The following is a 17944-nucleotide window of genomic DNA, read 5'->3' as shown; positions in this document are numbered from 1 at the left end:
TTCAGTACTGCACTTTCTTTTCTACGTAGCGGAACTGGATGACCGTGAGAACAACCACGATCGCCATCAGCACCACCGATTGCGCCGCCGACCCGCCCATGTCCATGGCCTTGAAGCCGTCGTGATAGACCTTGTAAACCAGGATCGCCGTGTCGCGGCCCGGGCCGCCCTGGGTGGTGGCGTCCACGATGGCGAAGGTGTCAAAAAACGCATACACCACGTTGATCACCAGCAGGAAGAACGTGGTGGGCGACAGCAGCGGGAACTGGATGCTCCAGAACCGGCGCCAGGGTCCTGCGCCGTCGATAGCCGCAGCTTCGATGAGCGACTTTGGGATGGACTGCAGGCCCGCCAGGAAAAACAGGAAGTTGTAGGAGATCTGCTTCCACACGGCTGCGATCACGATCAGCGCCATAGCGTGGTCGGAGTTGAGCATGTGGTTCCAGTCAAAACCCGACTGCCGCAGCATGTAAGCCACCACTCCAAGGGAGGGCGAAAACATGAACATCCACAGCACACCGGCCACCGCAGGGGCTACGGCATAGGGCAGCAGCAGAGCGGTTTTGTAAACCAGTGCGCCTTTGATGATGCGGTCGGCAAAAATCGCCAGCATCAGCGACAGGCTGATACCGCTGACGGCCACGAGGATCGAGAAAAAGGCGGTCGTCTTGAACGATGCAAGGTAGCCGGGGTCAGAGAAAAGTGCTTTGAAGTTGTCAAAGCCGACCCATTCCTTTGAGAAGCCGAAGGTGTCCTGCATCTGGAACGACTGCACCAGTGCCTGGCCTGCAGGCCAGAAAAAGAAGACGCTGATGATGACCAGCTGGGGTGCGAGAAGCACCCACGGCAGCCATGCAGAGCGAAAAAGAACGCGTTTTTCCATGTCCAGACTCTTAGAGCGTGTTGTGCACTTACATGTGCCCAGGAAAGCCGGGAAAAGGCCCGGCGGCCAAAAAGACAACCCGCCGCCCCAGCAAACCGAATGGTTTACGGGGGCGGCGGGCTTGAGATACCACCAGGCCCGGAGGCCTGAGCAGTATCAACAGACGCTGGTCAGAACTTACTTGTTGGCGCGTGCGAAGCGGGCCAGTTGCTCGTTACCGCGGGTCACTGCGGTGTCCAGGGCTTCCTTGGCAGTCTTCTTGCCGGCCCAGATTTGTTCGGTTTCTTCGTCAATGATGGAACGCACTTGCACGAAGTTGCCCAGACGGATGCCGCGCGACTTGTCGGTGGCCTTCTTGATCATCTGCGTCACAGCGACGTCGGTACCAGGGTTCTTTTCATAGAAGCCCGACGCTTCGGTCAGCTTGTAGGCGCCCATGGTCACAGGCAGGTAGCCAGTGCGCTGGTGGCTGGCGGCCTGAACCTTGGAATCGTTCAGGAAGTTCAGGAAGTCGGCCACGCCCTTGTACTCTTCGGCCTTCTTGCCGGACATCACCCACAGGCTGGCACCACCAATGGCAGTGTTCTGGGGGGCGCCTTGCACGTCAGCGTAGTAGGGCAGGGTGGAGATGCCGTAAGCGAACTTGGCTTCTTTGGACACGCGGGCGTACAGGCCTGACGAGCCCGTGATCATGGCGCATTCACCCGATGGGAACGATGCGTCTGCAGCGTTGCCGCGACCCTTGTAAACAAAGCTGCCTTCCTTGGAAGCCTTGGCCAGGTTGTCGAAGTGGCGCACGTGCAGCGGCGAGTTAACCTGCAGCTGGGCGTCGTTGCCGTCAAAACCGTTGTTCTTGGTCGCGAACAGCGTGTTGTGCCACAGCGAGAAGCTTTCGAGCTGCGTCCAGCTGATCCAGCTGGTGGTGAACGGGCAGCTGTGGCCGCTGGCCTTGAGCTTGGAGGCAGCAGCAAACACTTCAGGCCAGGTCTTTGGTGGCTTGTCAGCGTCGAGGCCCGCCTTCTTGAAGGCGTCCTTGTTGTAGTAGAAGATCGTGGTGGAGCTGTTGAGCGGGTAGCTCAGCATCTGGCCGTTGGGGGCGGTGTAGTAACCGGCCACGGCCGACACGTATTCCGAAGGGGTGAACTTGAAGCCGCCGTCGTTCAGCACCTTGGCTGCCGGCACGATAGCGCCCTTGCTGGCCATCATGGTGGCTGTGCCCACTTCAAACACTTGCAGGATGTGTGGCGCGTTGCCGGCGCGGAAGGCGGCGATGGCGCCTGTCATCGATTCGTCATACGTGCCCTTGTAAGTAGGCACGACCTTGTACTTGGTCTGGCTGGCGTTGTACTGCTTGGCCAGGTCATTGACCCAATCGCCCAGAGCAGAGCTCATGGAATGCCACCACTGAATCTCGACTTGCTGCGCCTGAACCGGCGCAGTGAATGACAGGGCGATGGCAGCGGAAACTGCCAGATGCTTAACTTGCATGAATGTTCCTCCAAGGATGACGAAATGCACAAAGGCCGGATGCTAGGCAGCCCATGTGACAGTAGTGTGTCGTTGTCGCATGGCACCCCGGCTGTAACAACCGGGGAAACCCCGTGGGGTGCCTGCAAGGGGTGCGATTGTGACTCTTTTGTGACAACTGTGCAGCCATTTGCCGAGTGCAGCAAGGTTTTGTGCGATGCACCATGCTTGCGCATACTGCTACGGAGCCAACGGCCCGTGCTGTGCCAGTTGTAACAGCGTTTCATTTTTTCACCAAACTTCGACTGCCATGACCACCAATTCACTGGACAAGAACAAGATCAAATTTTTGTTGCTGGAGGGCATTCACCCCTCTGCCGTGGATGTGATTCGGGGATCGGGTTACACCCAGATCGAGACAGTCTCTGGCGCACTGCCGGACGAAGAACTCAAGCGCAAGATTGCGGACGTGCACTTCGTCGGTATCCGCTCGCGCACGCAGTTGACCGAAGAGGTGTTTGCCCAGGCGCACAAGCTGGCGGCGGTGGGTTGCTTTTGCATCGGCACCAACCAGGTGGACCTGAACGCGGCGCGAGAGCGTGGCATTGCGGTGTTCAACGCGCCGTACTCCAACACCCGCTCCGTGGCCGAACTGGTGCTGGCCGAAGCCATCTTGCTGCTGCGCGGCATCCCCGAAAAGAACGCGGTGGCGCACCGGGGCGGCTGGCTCAAGTCGGCCGACAACGCCTACGAGATCCGTGGCAAGACCCTCGGCATCGTGGGCTATGGCTCCATCGGCACGCAGCTGTCGGTGCTGGCCGAGGCGCTGGGCATGCACGTGGCGTTTTTTGATGTGGTCAACAAGCTGCCGCTGGGCAATGCACGCCAAGTGCAGCACCTGCACGACCTGTTGGGCCAGAGCGACATCGTGAGCCTGCACGTGCCCGAGTTGCAGTCCACCGAGGGAATGATCGGTGCGGCTGAGATTGCCGCCATGAAACCCGGCGGCATCCTTATCAACGCTGCGCGCGGCACGGTGGTGGATATCGACGCCCTGGCAGATGCGCTCAAAGCCAAAAAGCTGCTGGGCGCGGCCATTGACGTTTTTCCGGTGGAGCCACGCACCAACAAAGACGAGTTCCGGTCGCCCCTGCGCGGGTTGGACAACGTCATTCTGACCCCGCACGTTGGCGGCTCCACCATGGAGGCGCAGGCCAATATTGGCCTCGAAGTGGCCGAAAAACTGGTGAAGTACAGCGACAACGGCACCAGCACTTCGTCGGTCAACTTCCCCGAAGTGGCGTTGCCCGCCCACCCCGGCAAGCACCGCCTGCTGCACATCCACCGCAACGTGCCGGGCGTGCTGTCGGAGATCAACCGCATTTTTTCGGACAATCAGATCAACATCTCGGCGCAGTACCTGCAGACCAACGAGAAGATCGGCTACGTCGTGATTGACATCGACGCCGCATCGTCGGACATGGCGCTGGACAAGCTGGCCAAGGTCACTGGCACGCTGCGCAGCCGCGTGCTGTTCTGAGGTTGCTCCTATAAGGATAGCTGGTAGCGCTTTCTGGACAAGCGCTGCGGGCTGTTTTTTCTTAAAATTCTGTGTTTATCGCTGTCCGGGCAGCCGCCTCGCACAGGGCTGGGCGGCGTGCCCGGAGGCGGTGGCATAAAATTCTGACCCCAAGGCACAAGGGCGCCCCCGCCCACCCAGGTTGATCCCATGAATGTTCCGATTGCGTTGGCTGCCCTGCAGACGCAGGCTGCCGAGCCTGTCCGTCTGCGCGAGATTCCCTATAACTACACCTCGTTCTCCGACCGGGAGATCGTGATCCGTCTGCTGGGCTCTGAATCCTGGGACGTGCTGGACCAGTTGCGCAAAGAGCGCCGCACCGGCCGATCTGCCCGCATGTTGTATGAGGTGTTGGGCGACATCTGGGTGGTGCAGCGCAACCCCTACCTGCAGGACGACCTGCTGGACAACCCCAACCGCCGCAAGCTGCTCGTCGATGCCCTGCAGCACCGCCTGGGCGAGATCGAAAAACGCCGCACCCCTGCCGACGACGCCGAGCGCGACCGCCTGGTGGGTGAGCTGGTGGTGGCCGCGCGCCGCGCCGTGGCCGAGTTCAACGCCACCTTCGAGCAGGCCGCGCAGCTGCGCCGCCAGATCCAGAAGACGCTGGGCCGCCTGACGGCCAAGGACAACATCAAGTTCGACGGCCTCTCGCGCGTGAGCCACGTGACCGATGCGACCGACTGGCGCGTCGAGTACCCATTTGTGGTGCTCACGCCCGACACCGAAGTCGAGATGGCAGGCCTGGTCAAAGGCTGTATCGAGCTGGGCCTGACCATCATCCCGCGGGGGGGCGGCACCGGCTACACCGGCGGCGCCATTCCGCTGACATGGAAGAGCGTGGTCATCAACACCGAAAAGCTCGAAGCCATGACCGAGGTGGAAATGCGCCGTCTGCCGGGCATGGACCACGAAGTGGGCACCGTGTGGACCGAAGCCGGTGTGGTAACCCAGCGCGTGGCCGATGCGGCCGAGCGCGCCGGTTTTGTGTTTGCGGTGGACCCGACCAGCGCCGAAGCCAGCTGCATTGGCGGCAACATCGCCATGAATGCGGGGGGAAAAAAGGCCGTGCTGTGGGGCACGGCGCTCGACAACCTGGCCAGCTGGCGCATGGTCACGCCCGACGCCCAGTGGCTGGAAGTGACCCGCCTAGACCACAACATGGGCAAGATCCATGACGTGGAGGTCGCCACTTTCGAGCTGCAGTATTTCGAAGCCGACGGCAAGACGCCCGTGCGCACGGAGCGCCTGGCGATTCCCGGCAAAACCTTCCGCAAGGAAGGCCTGGGCAAGGACGTGACCGATAAGTTCCTGGCGGGTCTGCCGGGCATTCAAAAGGAAGGCTGTGACGGCCTCATCACCAGCTCGCGCTGGGTGGTGCACCGCATGCCCGAGCACACGCGCACGGTGTGCATGGAGTTCTTCGGCAACGCCAAGGACGCCGTGCCTTCCATCGTGGAAATCAAGGACTTCATGTTCGCCGAGCAAAAGCGCAGTGGCGTGTTGCTGGCGGGGCTGGAGCACCTGGACGACCGCTACCTGAAGGCCGTGGGCTACGCCACCAAAAGCAAGAAGGGCAACGGTGGCCTGCCCAAGATGGTGCTGATTGGTGACATTGCGGGCGACAACGCCGACGACGTGGCCCGCGTGACCAGTGAGGTCGTGCGCCTGGCCAACACCCGCAGCGGCGAAGGCTTCATTGCCATCACGGCCGAGGCACGCAAGAAGTTCTGGGCCGACCGCAAGAAGACTGCGGCCATCAGCCGCCACACCAACGCCTTCAAGATCAACGAAGACGTGGTGATCCCGCTGCCGCGCATGGCCGAGTACACCGACGGGATCGAGCGCATCAACATCGAGCTGAGCCTTCGCAACAAGATCAAGCTGTGCGATGCACTGACCGAGTTCTTTGAGCGTGGAAACCTGCCTCTGGGCAAACACGACGCCGATGACGAGGTGCCCTCGCCCGAACTGCTGCAAGAGCGTGTGGATCGCGCCATTGCCCTGGTGGAAGAGGTGCGTGCCCTGTGGCAGGGCTGGCTGCACGATGTGGACACGCTGTTCCCCCAGTTGCAAGACCACACACTGCGTGCCAGCTGGAAGACCCAGTTGCGTGCGCCGCTGCAGGGCATCTTCACCGGCGCGGCGTTCAAGCCCATTCTGGACGAGGCGGTAGCCATCCACAAACGCGTGCTCAAGGGCCGCGTGTGGGTGGCGCTGCACATGCATGCCGGCGACGGCAACGTGCATACCAACCTGCCCGTCAACAGCGACGACTACGAAATGCTGCAGACCGCACACGAGGCGGTGGCGCGGATCATGGTGCTGGCGCGCAGCCTGGACGGCGTGATCTCTGGCGAACACGGCATTGGCATCACCAAGCTGGAGTTTTTGACCGACGAAGAGCTGCGCCCGTTTGCAGAATACAAGCGCAGGGTTGACCCGGAAGGGCGCTTCAACAAGGGCAAGTTGCTCCGAAATCAGGAGCTTCCGGCGCTTGATGGACAAGCGCTAGAGGCCAATTTGGCTTCAAATCTGTCGTCCAAACCCACCTTGCATGCCGACCTTACCAATGCGTACACCCCCAGCTTCGGCCTGATGGGGCATGAGTCGCTCATCATGCAGCAGAGCGACATCGGCGCCATTGCCGATTCGGTCAAGGACTGCCTGCGCTGCGGCAAGTGCAAGCCCGTGTGTGCCACCCATGTGCCGCGCGCCAACCTGCTGTACAGCCCGCGCAACAAGATCCTGGCCACCTCACTGCTGGTCGAGGCATTTTTGTACGAAGAGCAGACCCGCCGGGGCGTGAGCATCAAGCATTGGCAAGAGTTTGAAGACGTTGCCGACCACTGCACGGTGTGCCACAAGTGCGAGAGCCCCTGCCCGGTGAAGATCGACTTCGGCGACGTCACCATGAACATGCGCAACCTGTTGCGCAAGATGGGTAAGAAGACCTTCCGCCCCGGCAACGCGCTGGCCATGACCATGCTCAACGCCACCAACCCGGACACCATCAAGTTCATGCGTTCGGCCATGGTGGACGTGGGCTTCAAGGCCCAGCGCCTCGCCGTGGACCTGTTGCGCAAGGTGGGCCGCAAGCAGACGACCAAGCCGCCAGCCACGGTGGGCACGGCGCCCATCAAGGAGCAGGTGATCCACTTCATCAACAAGAAGCTTCCCGGTGGCCTGCCCAAGAAGACGGCGCGTGCGCTGCTCGACATCGAGGACAAGGACTACGTCCCGATCATCCGCAACCCCAAGGCCACCACGGCCGAGACGGAGGCGGTGTTTTACTTCCCCGGTTGTGGGTCGGAGCGCCTGTTCAGCCAGGTCGGCCTGGCCACTCAGGCCATGTTGTGGCACACGGGTGTGCAAACCGTGTTGCCACCGGGGTACCTGTGCTGCGGCTACCCGCAGCGCGGCAGCGGCCAGTTCGACAAGGCCGAGAAGATGATCACCGACAACCGGGTGCTCTTCCACCGCGTGGCCAACACGCTCAACTACCTGGATATCAAGACCGTGGTGGTGAGCTGTGGCACCTGCTACGACCAGCTGCAGGGCTACGAATTCGATAAGATTTTCCCGGGCAGCCGCATCATCGACATCCACGAGTACCTGCTGGAGAAGGGCGTGAGCCTGCAGGGCAAGGGCGCGTACCTGTACCACGAGCCCTGCCACAACCCCATGAAGCTGCAGGACTCGATGAAGACCGTGAAGGCGCTGGTGGGCGAGCAGGTCTTGAAGAGCGAGCGCTGCTGCGGGGAGTCCGGAACGCTGGGGGTCACGCGGCCCGATATCTCGACCCAGGTGCGTTTTCGCAAGGAAGAAGAGATCCGAAAGGGTGAGGCTCAGTTGCGCGCCAGCGGCGCTGTGGATGCGCAGGCCAACGTCAAGATCCTCACCAGCTGCCCCAGCTGTTTGCAGGGCCTGAACCGCTACGAAGGCGATCTGAACAATGGTTTGCTCGAAGCCGACTACATCGTGGTCGAGATGGCGCGCGAGATTCTGGGCGAGAACTGGATGCCCGAATACGTGCAGCAGGCCAATAACGGCGGCATCGAGCGGGTACTGGTTTGATGAGCTGCCCTTTGTGCGCTGAAGACGGTGGCGTGCTGGTCTGGCGCGGAGAGCGCTTGCGCGTCATTCGCGCGCAGGAGGCCGGGTTTCCAGCCTTTTACCGCGTGGTGTGGAACGCGCATGTGGCCGAGTTCTCCGACCTCGCGCGCGAGGACCGCGTGTACTGCATGGAGGCGGTGACCCTGGTGGAGCAGGCGCTGCGCCAGCACCTGTCGCCCACCAAAATCAACCTTGCGGCGCTGGGCAACATGGTGCCGCACCTGCACTGGCATGTGATTGCGCGGTTTGACCGGGACAGTCATTTTCCCTCGCCCGTCTGGGCGGCGGCGCAGCGGCCCAGTCCTGCCGCGCAAGAAGCGGCCATCCTGGCCAGGCTGCCAGTGCTGGAGGTTGCGTTGCAGGGGCAACTGTCCAAGCTCGCATCCGCTCGCCCCGCCCGGTAACCCTGCCCTGGGCATGCCCACCTGTGGGTGGGACAATGGCTGCGGTCTTTTTTGTCTTCTGACAACAGTTTTCTCACAGGTGAATCCATGGCAGGTTTGAAGTTGGGCGCGCCCACACCGCAGGCAATTACGGTGCACGAGGCATCGCGGGTGCTGGAGGTGGGGTTCTCTGACGGCGCCACGTTCCGTATTCCGTTTGAGCTGATGCGTGTGTATTCGCCCTCTGCCGAAGTGCAAGGCCATGGCCCGGGGCAAGAAGTCCTGCAGACCGGCAAGCGCGAAGTGACGCTGGTCAACCTGGAGCCCGTGGGCAACTATGCCGTCAAGCCCACGTTTTCTGACGGGCACGAAAGCGGCATCTTCAGCTGGGACTACCTCTACGAACTGGGCCAGCAGCAAGATGCGTTGTGGACCCAGTACACCGAGCGCCTGGCGGCAGCGGGCGCTAACCGTGACGAGCCCATGGCGCCCAAGGGTGGTGCGGGTGGCCACGCTTGTGGCAGCCACTGATGCAGGTTGGGCGGGGCGGCGCTATGTAAGCGGGTGTTCCCCCTGTCGATTGAGTTGCTATTTAAAGGATAGCTGTCAGCGCTTATTAGATGAGCGTTAGCGGCCATTTTATTTCAAATGGCGTTGTCGTAATTGCGACAGATGCCCCATTCCAGTGCGGGGTTGTCGCTGTACCTCTGGCGCTCACGCGCCTAGCATGATTTTTATGAGCACCACTCACTTCGGATTTCAGTCGGTCGACGAGCAGGAAAAGGCGCGCCATGTGCGCGGCGTGTTCGATTCGGTGGCCTCCAAGTACGACGTGATGAACGACCTCATGTCGGCGGGCATGCACCGCGCCTGGAAGGCCTACACCGTGATGGTGGCTAACTTGCGCGAAGGCAGTCAGGTGCTGGACATTGCGGGCGGCACGGGTGACCTGGCGATGGCGTTTGCCAAAAAGGTGGGCGCATCAGGCCGTGTGGTGCACACCGACATCAACGAAGCCATGCTGCGCGTGGGGCGTGATCGCCTGATTGATGCCGGAGTGGTGTTACCCACGCTGGTCTGCGATGCTGAAAAACTGCCGTTCCCCGATGCCCACTTTGATGTGGTGAGCGTGGCCTTTGGCCTGCGCAACATGACACACAAGGACCAGGCAATTGCCGAGATGTGCCGTGTGCTCAAGCCCGGCGGCAAACTGCTGGTGCTCGAATTTTCGAAAGTGGCCAAGCCGCTGGAGAAGGTGTACGACTGGTATTCGTTCAAGGTGCTGCCCCAGTTGGGCAAGCTGGTGGCAGGCGACGACGCGAGCTACCGCTATCTGGCCGAGTCCATTCGCATGCACCCGGGGCAGGAAGAACTCAAAAGCCTCATGCAAAAAAATGGCTTTGGGCATGTGGACTATCACAACATGACGGGTGGCATTGTCGCCTTGCATGTTGGAATCAAGTGTTGAGCAGGCACTGAGCAAGAGCGCTGAGCAAGGGCTCAGGGCGCCGGGCTCGGAATGAATTAACGGAGACGGAGAAGTCATGATGAAACTGTGGTCTGTGGTGTTGGTGGCGATGCTGGCGTTTGCACACGCCGACGCGGATGCAAAGCGTATGGGTGGCGGCAAGTCAATGGGCAAGCAGTCGGGCAATGTCACGCAGCGTGATTCCGCCACGCCGCCCGCAACGCCGGGCGCACCCGCGCAGAACGTGAACAACGCTGCGGCGGCCAAGCCCGGCGCTGCAGCGGCACCTGCGGCAGCGGCAGCCAAGAAGCCCTGGGGCGCCATGCTGGGCGGCCTGGCCGCTGGTCTGGGTCTGGCGTGGTTGGCCAGCTCGCTGGGCCTGGGCGCAGGGTTCGCCAACATTTTGATGATTGCTCTGCTGGCCTTTGCCGCATTCGCCATCTTCAAGATGGTGATGCGGTCGCGCAACGGCGGCAATGCCTCGGGCGGCGGGGCTCCGTTTGCCTTCCAGGGCGCGGGTGCCGCAACGCCAGCAGCGGCACAAGTGCCGCCGCAGTACAGCCCCAACAACGTGGGCAATGACGCATCTGCACGCCCTTGGGAGCGCAGCAGCATGGCTTTTGACGCATCGCGCCAGGGCCAGGGTGCTCAAGCGGGCACCGGTGTGGTGATTGGCTCGGGCCTGTCGGGTTCGCAGAACTGGGGTGTCCCGGAAGGCTTTGATACCGAAGGCTTCCTGACCGCCGCCAAGCGCAACTTCGTGACGCTGCAGGCTGCCTGGGACCGTTCGGACATCAACACGCTGCGTTCGATGATGACCGACAGCATGCTCGATGAAATCCGCACCCAGCTGACCGAGCGTGAAGCCCACCGCGGCGCGCAGCCCAACCACACCGATGTGGTCATGATCGAAGCCCAGTTGCTGGGCATTGAAGACCTGGGCGACGGCTACATGGCCAGCGTCGAGTTCTCCGGCATGATCCGCGAAGAGCTGTCGGCTGGCCCCAGCCCGTTCCGCGAAGTGTGGAACATGACCAAATCCAAGGCCGGCAACAGCGGCTGGCTGGTAGCAGGCGTGCAAGCGCTGCAATAAAGCAAAAGCCCCACTTTTGGGGGCTTCCCAGTTCAGGGAATAATCGGGGACTATGGCAACACCACAGTCCCCTTTTTCTTTTCTGGACGGCCTCTTTGAGCGTGTGGCCGCCGGCCCGCAACCACCGCAATGGCTGGTGCATGAGGTGCAGCAGCGCATGGTGCTGTTCCTCAACCATGTCCTGATGCAAGAAAGGGAGGCCACCGACCGCTTGGTGCGCCAGAAAGGCCGCGTTGCCCGCGTGCAATGGCGTGCGTATTCGATGGCCCTGGTCATCACTCCTGCGGGCCTGTTCAATCTGGCCGCAGACGGCGCAACGCCCGACCTGCAGCTTCACGTCACAGAGGCTTCACCACTTGCGCTGGCCCAGGTGGCGCTGCGCGGCGACAAGCCCTCGATCCGCATCGAAGGCGATGTGCAGCTGGCTGCTGAAATCAACTGGCTGGTGGACCATGTCCGCTGGGACGTAGAAGAAGACCTGGCCCGGGTGATTGGCGATGCACCTGCGCACACCGTGGCCCAGATTGCAGGCCGCGCGGCCCAGGCGCTGCGCCAGTTTGTGGGCTCGCGGGTAGCACCTGCTGCAAATACCAATACCTATGCAAATGCGAACGCTGATGCCGCCGCACCCGCGCCCAGTGCATCGCCTTCCACCACCACCGTATCTTCGGCCCCCGCTGCGCCGCACGGCGGACCTGGCCGGGCTGACGCATGAAACGCTTGCTGCGGGGGGCGGCCATCCTGTGGGTGGTGTTCCGGTATGGCCTGGACGGCCTGCTGCTCGATAGTTTCCAAAAGCCCTGGTTGCGTTTGCTGTCGCGTGTGCTCTCGGTGGGGCGAAATCTCGACGCCCCGCGCGGCCAGCGGCTGCGTGAGGCACTGGAGCGGCTCGGCCCCATCTTTGTCAAGTTCGGCCAGGTGCTGTCAACTCGCCGCGACCTGTTGCCCGCCGATGTTGCCGACGAGTTGGCACGTCTGCAGGACCGGGTGCCGCCGTTTCATCACGACATCGCTGTTGCCACCATCGAGCGCGCGTTCCGCCGCCCGGTAGACGAAGTTTTTACCTCGTTTGACCGCACGCCGGTGGCGAGTGCCTCCATCGCCCAAGTGCACTTTGCCACCCTGCGTGACCGCAACGGCATTGCGCGCGAGGTGGCTGTGAAGGTGCTGCGGCCGGGCATGCTGCCAGTGATCGAGAAGGACCTGAGCCTCATGCGCATGATGGCGGGCTGGGTGGAAAGCCTGTCTGCTGACGGCAAGCGCCTCAAGCCCCGCGAGGTAGTTGCCGAGTTCGACAACTATTTGCACGACGAACTGGACCTGGTGCGCGAGGCCGCCAATGCTGCGCAACTGCGTCGCAACATGCAGGGGCTCGATCTGGTGTTGATTCCCGAGATTTTCTGGGACTTCTGCCACCCCGAAGTCATGGTGATGCAGCGCATGAATGGCGTGCCCATCAGCCAGATGGAGCGCCTGCGCGATGCGGGCGTGGACATTCCCAAGTTGGCGCGTGACGGCGTCACGATCTTTTTCACGCAGGTGTTTCGCGACGGGTTCTTTCATGCCGACATGCACCCCGGAAACATCCAGGTCAGTCTGGACCCGGCGACGTTTGGGCGCTACATTTCGCTGGACTTCGGTATCGTCGGCACGCTCACCGAGTCGGACAAGGAATACCTGGCGCAGAATTTTGTGGCGTTCTTCCGGCGTGACTACAAGCGCGTGGCCGAGTTGCACATCGAAAGCGGCTGGGTGCCGCCCGAGACGCGCGTCAACGACCTCGAATCGGCTATCCGCGCTGTGTGTGAGCCGTATTTCGACCGGCCGCTCAAGGAGATTTCGCTCGGCATGGTGCTGATGCGCCTGTTCCAGACGTCGCGCCGCTTCCATGTCGAAATTCAGCCCCAGCTGGTGTTGCTGCAAAAGACTCTGCTCAACATCGAAGGCCTGGGCCGCGAGCTGGACCCGGAGCTGGATCTGTGGAGCACCGCCAAGCCTTTCCTCGAAAAGTGGATGCTGGAGCAGATGGGTCCCCAGCGCCTGTGGCGCGAGCTGCGGGCCGAGGCGCCACATTACGCCAAACTGATCCCCGAGTTGCCTCGTCTGCTGTACGACGCGCTGCGCCAGCGCCCCGCCGACCAGCAGCATGCGCTGCGTGAATTGCTGGAGGCCCAAAACCGCACCAACCGGCTGCTTCAGTCGCTCATCTATGGAGGGGCGGGCTTTATGCTCGGCTTGCTGGCCATGCAGCTGTTCATGCGGATCCGGATTTTCTAGCAGCGGGTAAGAACCGGGTCGGAGGCACGGAAGTTGCCTCCATAATCCGCAACAACTTTTGTTACGACTTTCGCAAGACAGTCGTCCCCTTGGTCTGCAGGGTAGCCACATGTCGATGTGGCATGTGTGGAACGTGCCCTGCGGTTTTGCAACCCCCCTTGGAGTTTCGGAGCGGCGCCATGCTGATCACGTTCATCGTTGTGTACCTGCTGGTTTCAATTGGCATCGGGCTGTATGCCGCCACCCGCGTGCACAACACGGCTGACTATGCGGTGGCCGGGCGCAGTCTGCCCCTGGCGGTGGTGATTGCCACCACCTTTGCCACCTGGTTTGGATCGGAGACCGTGCTGGGCGTGTCGGCACGGTTTGTGGACACCGGCCTCGGTTCGGTGGTCGAAGACCCCTTTGGCGCGTCGATGTGCCTCATCCTTGTGGGGCTGTTCTTTGCGTACAAGCTGTACAAGAAGAACCTCATCACCCTGGGCGACTATTACCGCCAGCGCTATGGCCGGGTGATCGAAGTGGCCTGCTCGGCCATCATCATGTTCAGCTACCTGGGCTGGGTGGCTGCACAGATCACCGCACTGGGCCTGGTGTTCAACCTTCTCACCCAGGGCGCCGTCTCCGTCACGCTGGGTATGGTGATCGGCACCCTTGTCGTGTTGGTCTACACGCTGTACGGCGGCATGTGGTCGGTGGCCATGACCGACTTTGTGCAGATGATTGTGATCGCCTTGGGTCTGCTGGCCATCGCGTGGTACGCAGCTGATCTGGCTGGCGGCGCGGGCAAGGTGATCGAGTTTGCCGCGCGCGAGGGCAAGTTCCAGTTCTTCCCCACGGGGGGTGTCAAGGAGTGGACGTTCTTCATCGCTGCAGCCATCACCATGATGCTGGGCTCGATTCCGCAGCAGGACGTGTTCCAGCGCGTGATGTCGTCCGACAGTGCAGAGACCGCGCGCAAGGGCCCCGTGATCGGCGGCGTGCTGTACCTGCTGTTTGCGTTCATCCCCATGTTTGTGGTGATGTCCGCCGTACTGATCATGCCCGAGGCTTCGCAGGAACTCCTCAAGGACGACCCGCAAAAGGTGCTGCCCACCTTGGTGATGGAGCGCATGCCATTGGTGCTGCAGGTGGCCTTCTTTGGTGCATTGCTGTCCGCCATCATGTCCACCGCCTCCGCCACCTTGCTGGCACCATCCACCACGTTTGTCGAGAACATCCTGCACAACCTGCGCCCGGGCATGACGGACGCGCAAACGCTCAAGGCCATGCGTATTTCAGTGTTCGTGTTCACTGCCTGCGTTCTGACCTACGCCATCACCATGCAGGGCACATCGATCTATGAAATGGTGTCTGGCGCTTACCAGGTGCCGCTGGTTGGGGCGTTTGTGCCCCTGGTGTTTGGCCTTTACTGGAAGCGTGCCACTACCCAGGGCGCGCTGCTGGCGGTGACCATGGGCTTGGGCGTGTGGCTGCTGTTTGTGGCCAGCCCCATGCTGTCCGAGGCGTTCCCGCAGCAACTGGCGGGCGTGCTGGCGGCGCTGCTGGGCATGCTGGGAGGCTCGCTGGCCCCCCAGTGGATCGAAGATCACAAGGGCCAGGTTACCCACTACGAAGGCACTGCTGCCTGACTCCGCCCGCCACAAGGGTTGGCAGTCCCAAGCCCCGCGCTCGCTGCGGGGCTTGGGACAGGCATGCCGCCTATAATTGAGGGTTTTGCACTTTCCCTCAACACACTGACATGCCTATTTACGCCTACAAATGCGGCTCCTGCGGCCATGCCAAGGATGTGCTGCAAAAAATCTCGGATCCACAGCTCACGGTGTGCCCTGCCTGCGGGGCTGAAGCGTTCACCAAGCAGGTGACCGCCGCTGGTTTTCAGCTCAAGGGTTCGGGTTGGTACGTGACGGATTTCCGGGGAGGCAACAGCGGCGCCCCCGCTGCACCGGCCGCCGACGCAAAGCCGGGAGCAGCCTCCGAGGCTGCCTCCTCCGCCGCGCCAGCTCCTGCTGGCGATGCTCCTAAAAGTGAAGCTGCCAGCGCAAGCGTACCAAGCGCTAGCGGCACTTCTTCCTCTATCTCGTCTACCTGAGTCCTTCATGGCTGCCTTGCGCAAATGGCTGTTGTCCGGCCTTCTGGTGATCGTGCCAGGGGTGATTACTGCGTGGGTGCTCAACTGGATCGTGAGTACGCTCGACCAGACCCTGCAGATCCTTCCCATGGCTTGGCACCCCGACCGGCTGATCGGCTTTCACGTACCGGGCTTCGGGGTGGTGCTCACCCTGGTGATCTTGCTGGTGGTGGGGGCAGTAGCCAGCAACTTTGCCGGGCGCAAGCTGGTGCAGTGGGGCGATGCGGTGGTGCACCGCATCCCGGTGGTGCGGTCCATCTACTCCAGTGTCAAGCAGGTGTCAGACACGCTGTTTTCCGAAAGCGGCAACGCGTTTCGCAAAGCCGTGCTGGTGCAGTGGCCGCGCGAAGGCGTCTGGACGGTCGCGTTTGTGACGGGCTCGCCCAACGGAGAAGTGGCCGCCTACCTGCGCGATGAGTTTGTCAGTGTGTATGTGCCCACCACGCCCAACCCCACGGGGGGCTATTTTGTGATGCTGCGCAAGAGCGACTGCGTCGAGCTCGACATGAGCGTGGACGCCGCCCTCAAATACATTGTTTCGATGGGCGTGGTCGCTCCTCCCGACCCCACGCTCGTGCCTCCCAGTAAGTGAATCTTTTTAATGCGCCACAGCGGCGCCGGAAGTTATTGCCATGGCCATGCGTTCCCACTATTGCGGTCTTGTGACCGAAGCCCTGCTGGGCCAAACCGTCACCCTGTCGGGTTGGGTGAACCGCCGCCGCGACCACGGTGGTGTGATCTTCATCGACCTGCGCGACCGTGAAGGCTACGTGCAGGTGGTGTGCGACCCCGACCGCGCCGAGATGTTCAAGGTTGCTGAGGACGTGCGCAATGAGTTCTGCGTGCAGGTCAAGGGCGTGGTGCGCGCGCGCCCTGCGGGCACCACTAACGACAAGCTCAAGACAGGCCAGATCGAAGTGTTGTGCCATGAGCTGAATGTGCTCAACCCCTCGGTCACGCCCCCGTTCCAGATCGACGAAGAAAACCTGTCTGAAACCACGCGCCTCACGCACCGCGTGTTGGACCTGCGCCGTCCGTACATGCAGAACAACCTCATGCTGCGCTACAAGGTGGCCATGGAGGTGCGCAAGTTCCTGGATGCCAACGGTTTCATCGACATCGAAACCCCCATGCTCACCAAGAGCACGCCCGAAGGCGCGCGCGACTACCTCGTGCCCAGCCGCGTGCACGATGGCCATTTCTTTGCGCTGCCGCAGTCGCCCCAGCTGTTCAAGCAGCTCCTGATGGTGGCGGGCTTTGACCGCTACTACCAGATCACCAAGTGCTTCCGCGACGAAGACCTGCGCGCCGACCGCCAGCCTGAATTCACCCAGATCGATATCGAAACATCGTTCATGGAAGAGCAGGACATCCGCGACATGTTCCAGGGCATGATCAAGACGGTGTTCCAGAACACGCTGGGCGTGGACCTGGGCGAGTTCCCCGTCATGACCTACCAGGACGCCGCACGCCTGTATGGCTCCGATAAGCCCGACCTGCGCGTAAAGCTCGAATTCACCGAGCTGACCGACGTGATGAAGGACGTGGACTTCAAGGTGTTCTCGGGTGCCGCCAACATGAAGAATGGCCGCGTGGTGGGCCTGCGTATTCCTGGTGGTTCGGTCGAAGGCGGTGGTATCAGCCGTGGCGAGATCGACGCCTACACCGAGTTCGTCAAGATCTACGGTGCCAAGGGCCTGGCGTACATCCGTGTCAACGAGCTGGCAAAGGGCCGTGACGGCCTGCAAAGCCCCATCGTGAAGAACATCCACGACGCAGCCCTTGCCGCTGTGCTGGAGCGCACCGGCGCACAAGACGGCGACCTGATCTTCTTTGGCGCCGACAAGGAAAAGATCGTTAACGACGCGATTGGTGCTCTGCGCATCAAGATCGGCCACAGCGAGTTCGGCAAGAAGACGGGCCTCTTTGAAAGCCGCTGGGCACCGCTGTGGGTGGTGGACTTCCCGATGTTCGAATTCGATGAGGACAACCAGCGCTGGAACTCGGTGCACCACCCCTTCACCAGCCCCAAGGATGGGCATGAGGACTGGATGGTTACCGCGCCCGAGAAGTGCATCTCCAAGGGCTACGACATGGTGCTCAACGGCTGGGAAATGGGTGGCGGCTCGGTCCGTATCCACCGCGCCGATGTGCAGCAGAAAGTGTTCGATGCCCTCAAGATCTCGCCCGAAGAAGCGCAGATCAAGTTTGGCTTCCTGCTGGACGCGTTGCAGTATGGTGCGCCCCCGCACGGTGGCCTGGCCTTTGGCCTCGACCGCATCGTGACGCTGATGACCGGCGCCGAATCCATCCGCGATGTGATTGCCTTCCCCAAGACGCAGCGTGCCCAGTGTTTGCTCACGCAGGCCCCCTCGGTGGTGGACGAGAAGCAGTTGCGCGAACTGCACATTCGCCTGCGCAATCCCGACGCCGTCAAGGCGGACTGAGCCGGGGCCGTCCCCGAACCCAGCGGATGCACTCTCGTGACATCGCACTCCAAAGCGGCAAGGGCCTGGCGGCCCGCGCCGCTTTTTTCTTGGCCAGCGC

14 protein-coding genes are annotated in these 17944 nt (G+C 61.9%); 12 read left to right on the top strand and 2 right to left on the bottom strand.

Going from position 1 to position 17944, the window contains the following annotated elements:
- Position 1: 1 nt before the first annotated feature.
- On the bottom strand, positions 2–883 hold the full coding sequence (gene ugpA / locus ACK4OE_RS12690; RefSeq protein ID WP_409885172.1) for a sn-glycerol-3-phosphate ABC transporter permease UgpA: 882 nt from the start codon (positions 881–883) through the stop codon (positions 2–4).
- A gap of 177 nt (positions 884–1060) precedes the next feature.
- Complete coding sequence (gene ugpB, locus ACK4OE_RS12685) at positions 1061–2371, bottom strand: sn-glycerol-3-phosphate ABC transporter substrate-binding protein UgpB (RefSeq protein WP_409885171.1); 1311 nt, start codon at positions 2369–2371, stop codon at positions 1061–1063.
- A 289-nt stretch (positions 2372–2660) separates the two neighbouring features.
- Between ugpB and serA the strand changes: the two genes are divergently transcribed.
- The 12 genes from serA to aspS all read left to right on the top strand — a co-directional run bounded on the left by serA (position 2661) and on the right by aspS (position 17844).
- Complete coding sequence (serA, locus tag ACK4OE_RS12680; protein ID WP_409885170.1) at positions 2661–3890, top strand: phosphoglycerate dehydrogenase; 1230 nt, start codon at positions 2661–2663, stop codon at positions 3888–3890.
- Between the two features lie 189 nt (positions 3891–4079).
- Complete coding sequence (locus tag ACK4OE_RS12675) at positions 4080–8006, top strand: DUF3683 domain-containing protein (RefSeq protein ID WP_409885169.1); 3927 nt, start codon at positions 4080–4082, stop codon at positions 8004–8006.
- Positions 8006–8449: an HIT family protein gene (locus ACK4OE_RS12670; protein WP_409885168.1), complete on the top strand. Its 444-nt coding sequence runs from the start codon at positions 8006–8008 to the stop codon at positions 8447–8449. Before ACK4OE_RS12675 ends, ACK4OE_RS12670 begins: the two co-directional genes overlap by 1 nt.
- Before the next feature lie 87 nt (positions 8450–8536).
- Positions 8537–8959 carry a gamma-butyrobetaine hydroxylase-like domain-containing protein gene (locus ACK4OE_RS12665; RefSeq protein ID WP_409885167.1) on the top strand — a complete coding sequence of 141 codons (423 nt, stop codon included), beginning with the start codon at positions 8537–8539 and terminating at the stop codon, positions 8957–8959.
- Between the two features lie 205 nt (positions 8960–9164).
- A complete protein-coding gene (ubiE, locus tag ACK4OE_RS12660; RefSeq protein WP_409885166.1) occupies positions 9165–9896 on the top strand; it encodes a bifunctional demethylmenaquinone methyltransferase/2-methoxy-6-polyprenyl-1,4-benzoquinol methylase UbiE in 732 nt (243 codons plus the stop codon).
- Positions 9897–9972: 76 nt separating this feature from the next.
- Positions 9973–10989 (top strand): Tim44 domain-containing protein, encoded by a 1017-nt coding sequence (locus ACK4OE_RS12655; RefSeq protein WP_409885165.1) that lies wholly within the window; start codon positions 9973–9975, stop codon positions 10987–10989.
- A gap of 52 nt (positions 10990–11041) precedes the next feature.
- A complete protein-coding gene (locus tag ACK4OE_RS12650) occupies positions 11042–11704 on the top strand; it encodes a hypothetical protein (protein WP_409885164.1) in 663 nt (220 codons plus the stop codon).
- Positions 11701–13266 carry a ubiquinone biosynthesis regulatory protein kinase UbiB gene (gene ubiB, locus ACK4OE_RS12645; RefSeq protein WP_409885163.1) on the top strand — a complete coding sequence of 522 codons (1566 nt, stop codon included), beginning with the start codon at positions 11701–11703 and terminating at the stop codon, positions 13264–13266. The genes ACK4OE_RS12650 and ubiB overlap by 4 nt, the downstream gene beginning before the upstream one ends.
- Before the next feature lie 179 nt (positions 13267–13445).
- Positions 13446–14897: a sodium:solute symporter family protein gene (locus ACK4OE_RS12640; protein WP_409885162.1), complete on the top strand. Its 1452-nt coding sequence runs from the start codon at positions 13446–13448 to the stop codon at positions 14895–14897.
- Positions 14898–15007: 110 nt separating this feature from the next.
- Positions 15008–15358, top strand: a complete 351-nt coding sequence (locus ACK4OE_RS12635) for an FmdB family zinc ribbon protein (protein ID WP_409885161.1) — start codon at positions 15008–15010, stop codon at positions 15356–15358.
- A 7-nt stretch (positions 15359–15365) separates the two neighbouring features.
- The gene (locus ACK4OE_RS12630) at positions 15366–15989 is read left to right on the top strand and encodes a DUF502 domain-containing protein (RefSeq protein ID WP_409885160.1); all 624 of its coding nucleotides are present in this window, start codon (positions 15366–15368) and stop codon (positions 15987–15989) included.
- 40 nt (positions 15990–16029) lie between these two features.
- Positions 16030–17844 carry an aspartate--tRNA ligase gene (gene aspS, locus ACK4OE_RS12625; RefSeq protein WP_409885159.1) on the top strand — a complete coding sequence of 605 codons (1815 nt, stop codon included), beginning with the start codon at positions 16030–16032 and terminating at the stop codon, positions 17842–17844.
- Positions 17845–17944: the final 100 nt, after the last annotated feature.

The sequence above is a fragment of the Acidovorax sp. genome, from assembly GCF_046314175.1.
Lineage (GTDB): Bacteria > Pseudomonadota > Gammaproteobacteria > Burkholderiales > Burkholderiaceae_C > Acidovorax.
The sequence above is the reverse complement of the archived record's forward strand: the minus strand, read 5'-3'. Positions and strand labels throughout refer to the sequence as shown.

Coding starts and splice junctions, on each gene's coding strand:
- ugpA (WP_409885172.1), bottom strand. CDS start 883: ATGGAAAAACGCGTTCTTTTTCGCTCTGCATGGCTGCCGTGGGTGCTT.
- ugpB (WP_409885171.1), bottom strand. CDS start 2,371: ATGCAAGTTAAGCATCTGGCAGTTTCCGCTGCCATCGCCCTGTCATTC.
- serA (WP_409885170.1), top strand. CDS start 2,661: ATGACCACCAATTCACTGGACAAGAACAAGATCAAATTTTTGTTGCTG.
- ACK4OE_RS12675 (WP_409885169.1), top strand. CDS start 4,080: ATGAATGTTCCGATTGCGTTGGCTGCCCTGCAGACGCAGGCTGCCGAG.
- ACK4OE_RS12670 (WP_409885168.1), top strand. CDS start 8,006: ATGAGCTGCCCTTTGTGCGCTGAAGACGGTGGCGTGCTGGTCTGGCGC.
- ACK4OE_RS12665 (WP_409885167.1), top strand. CDS start 8,537: ATGGCAGGTTTGAAGTTGGGCGCGCCCACACCGCAGGCAATTACGGTG.
- ubiE (WP_409885166.1), top strand. CDS start 9,165: ATGAGCACCACTCACTTCGGATTTCAGTCGGTCGACGAGCAGGAAAAG.
- ACK4OE_RS12655 (WP_409885165.1), top strand. CDS start 9,973: ATGATGAAACTGTGGTCTGTGGTGTTGGTGGCGATGCTGGCGTTTGCA.
- ACK4OE_RS12650 (WP_409885164.1), top strand. CDS start 11,042: ATGGCAACACCACAGTCCCCTTTTTCTTTTCTGGACGGCCTCTTTGAG.
- ubiB (WP_409885163.1), top strand. CDS start 11,701: ATGAAACGCTTGCTGCGGGGGGCGGCCATCCTGTGGGTGGTGTTCCGG.
- ACK4OE_RS12640 (WP_409885162.1), top strand. CDS start 13,446: ATGCTGATCACGTTCATCGTTGTGTACCTGCTGGTTTCAATTGGCATC.
- ACK4OE_RS12635 (WP_409885161.1), top strand. CDS start 15,008: ATGCCTATTTACGCCTACAAATGCGGCTCCTGCGGCCATGCCAAGGAT.
- ACK4OE_RS12630 (WP_409885160.1), top strand. CDS start 15,366: ATGGCTGCCTTGCGCAAATGGCTGTTGTCCGGCCTTCTGGTGATCGTG.
- aspS (WP_409885159.1), top strand. CDS start 16,030: ATGGCCATGCGTTCCCACTATTGCGGTCTTGTGACCGAAGCCCTGCTG.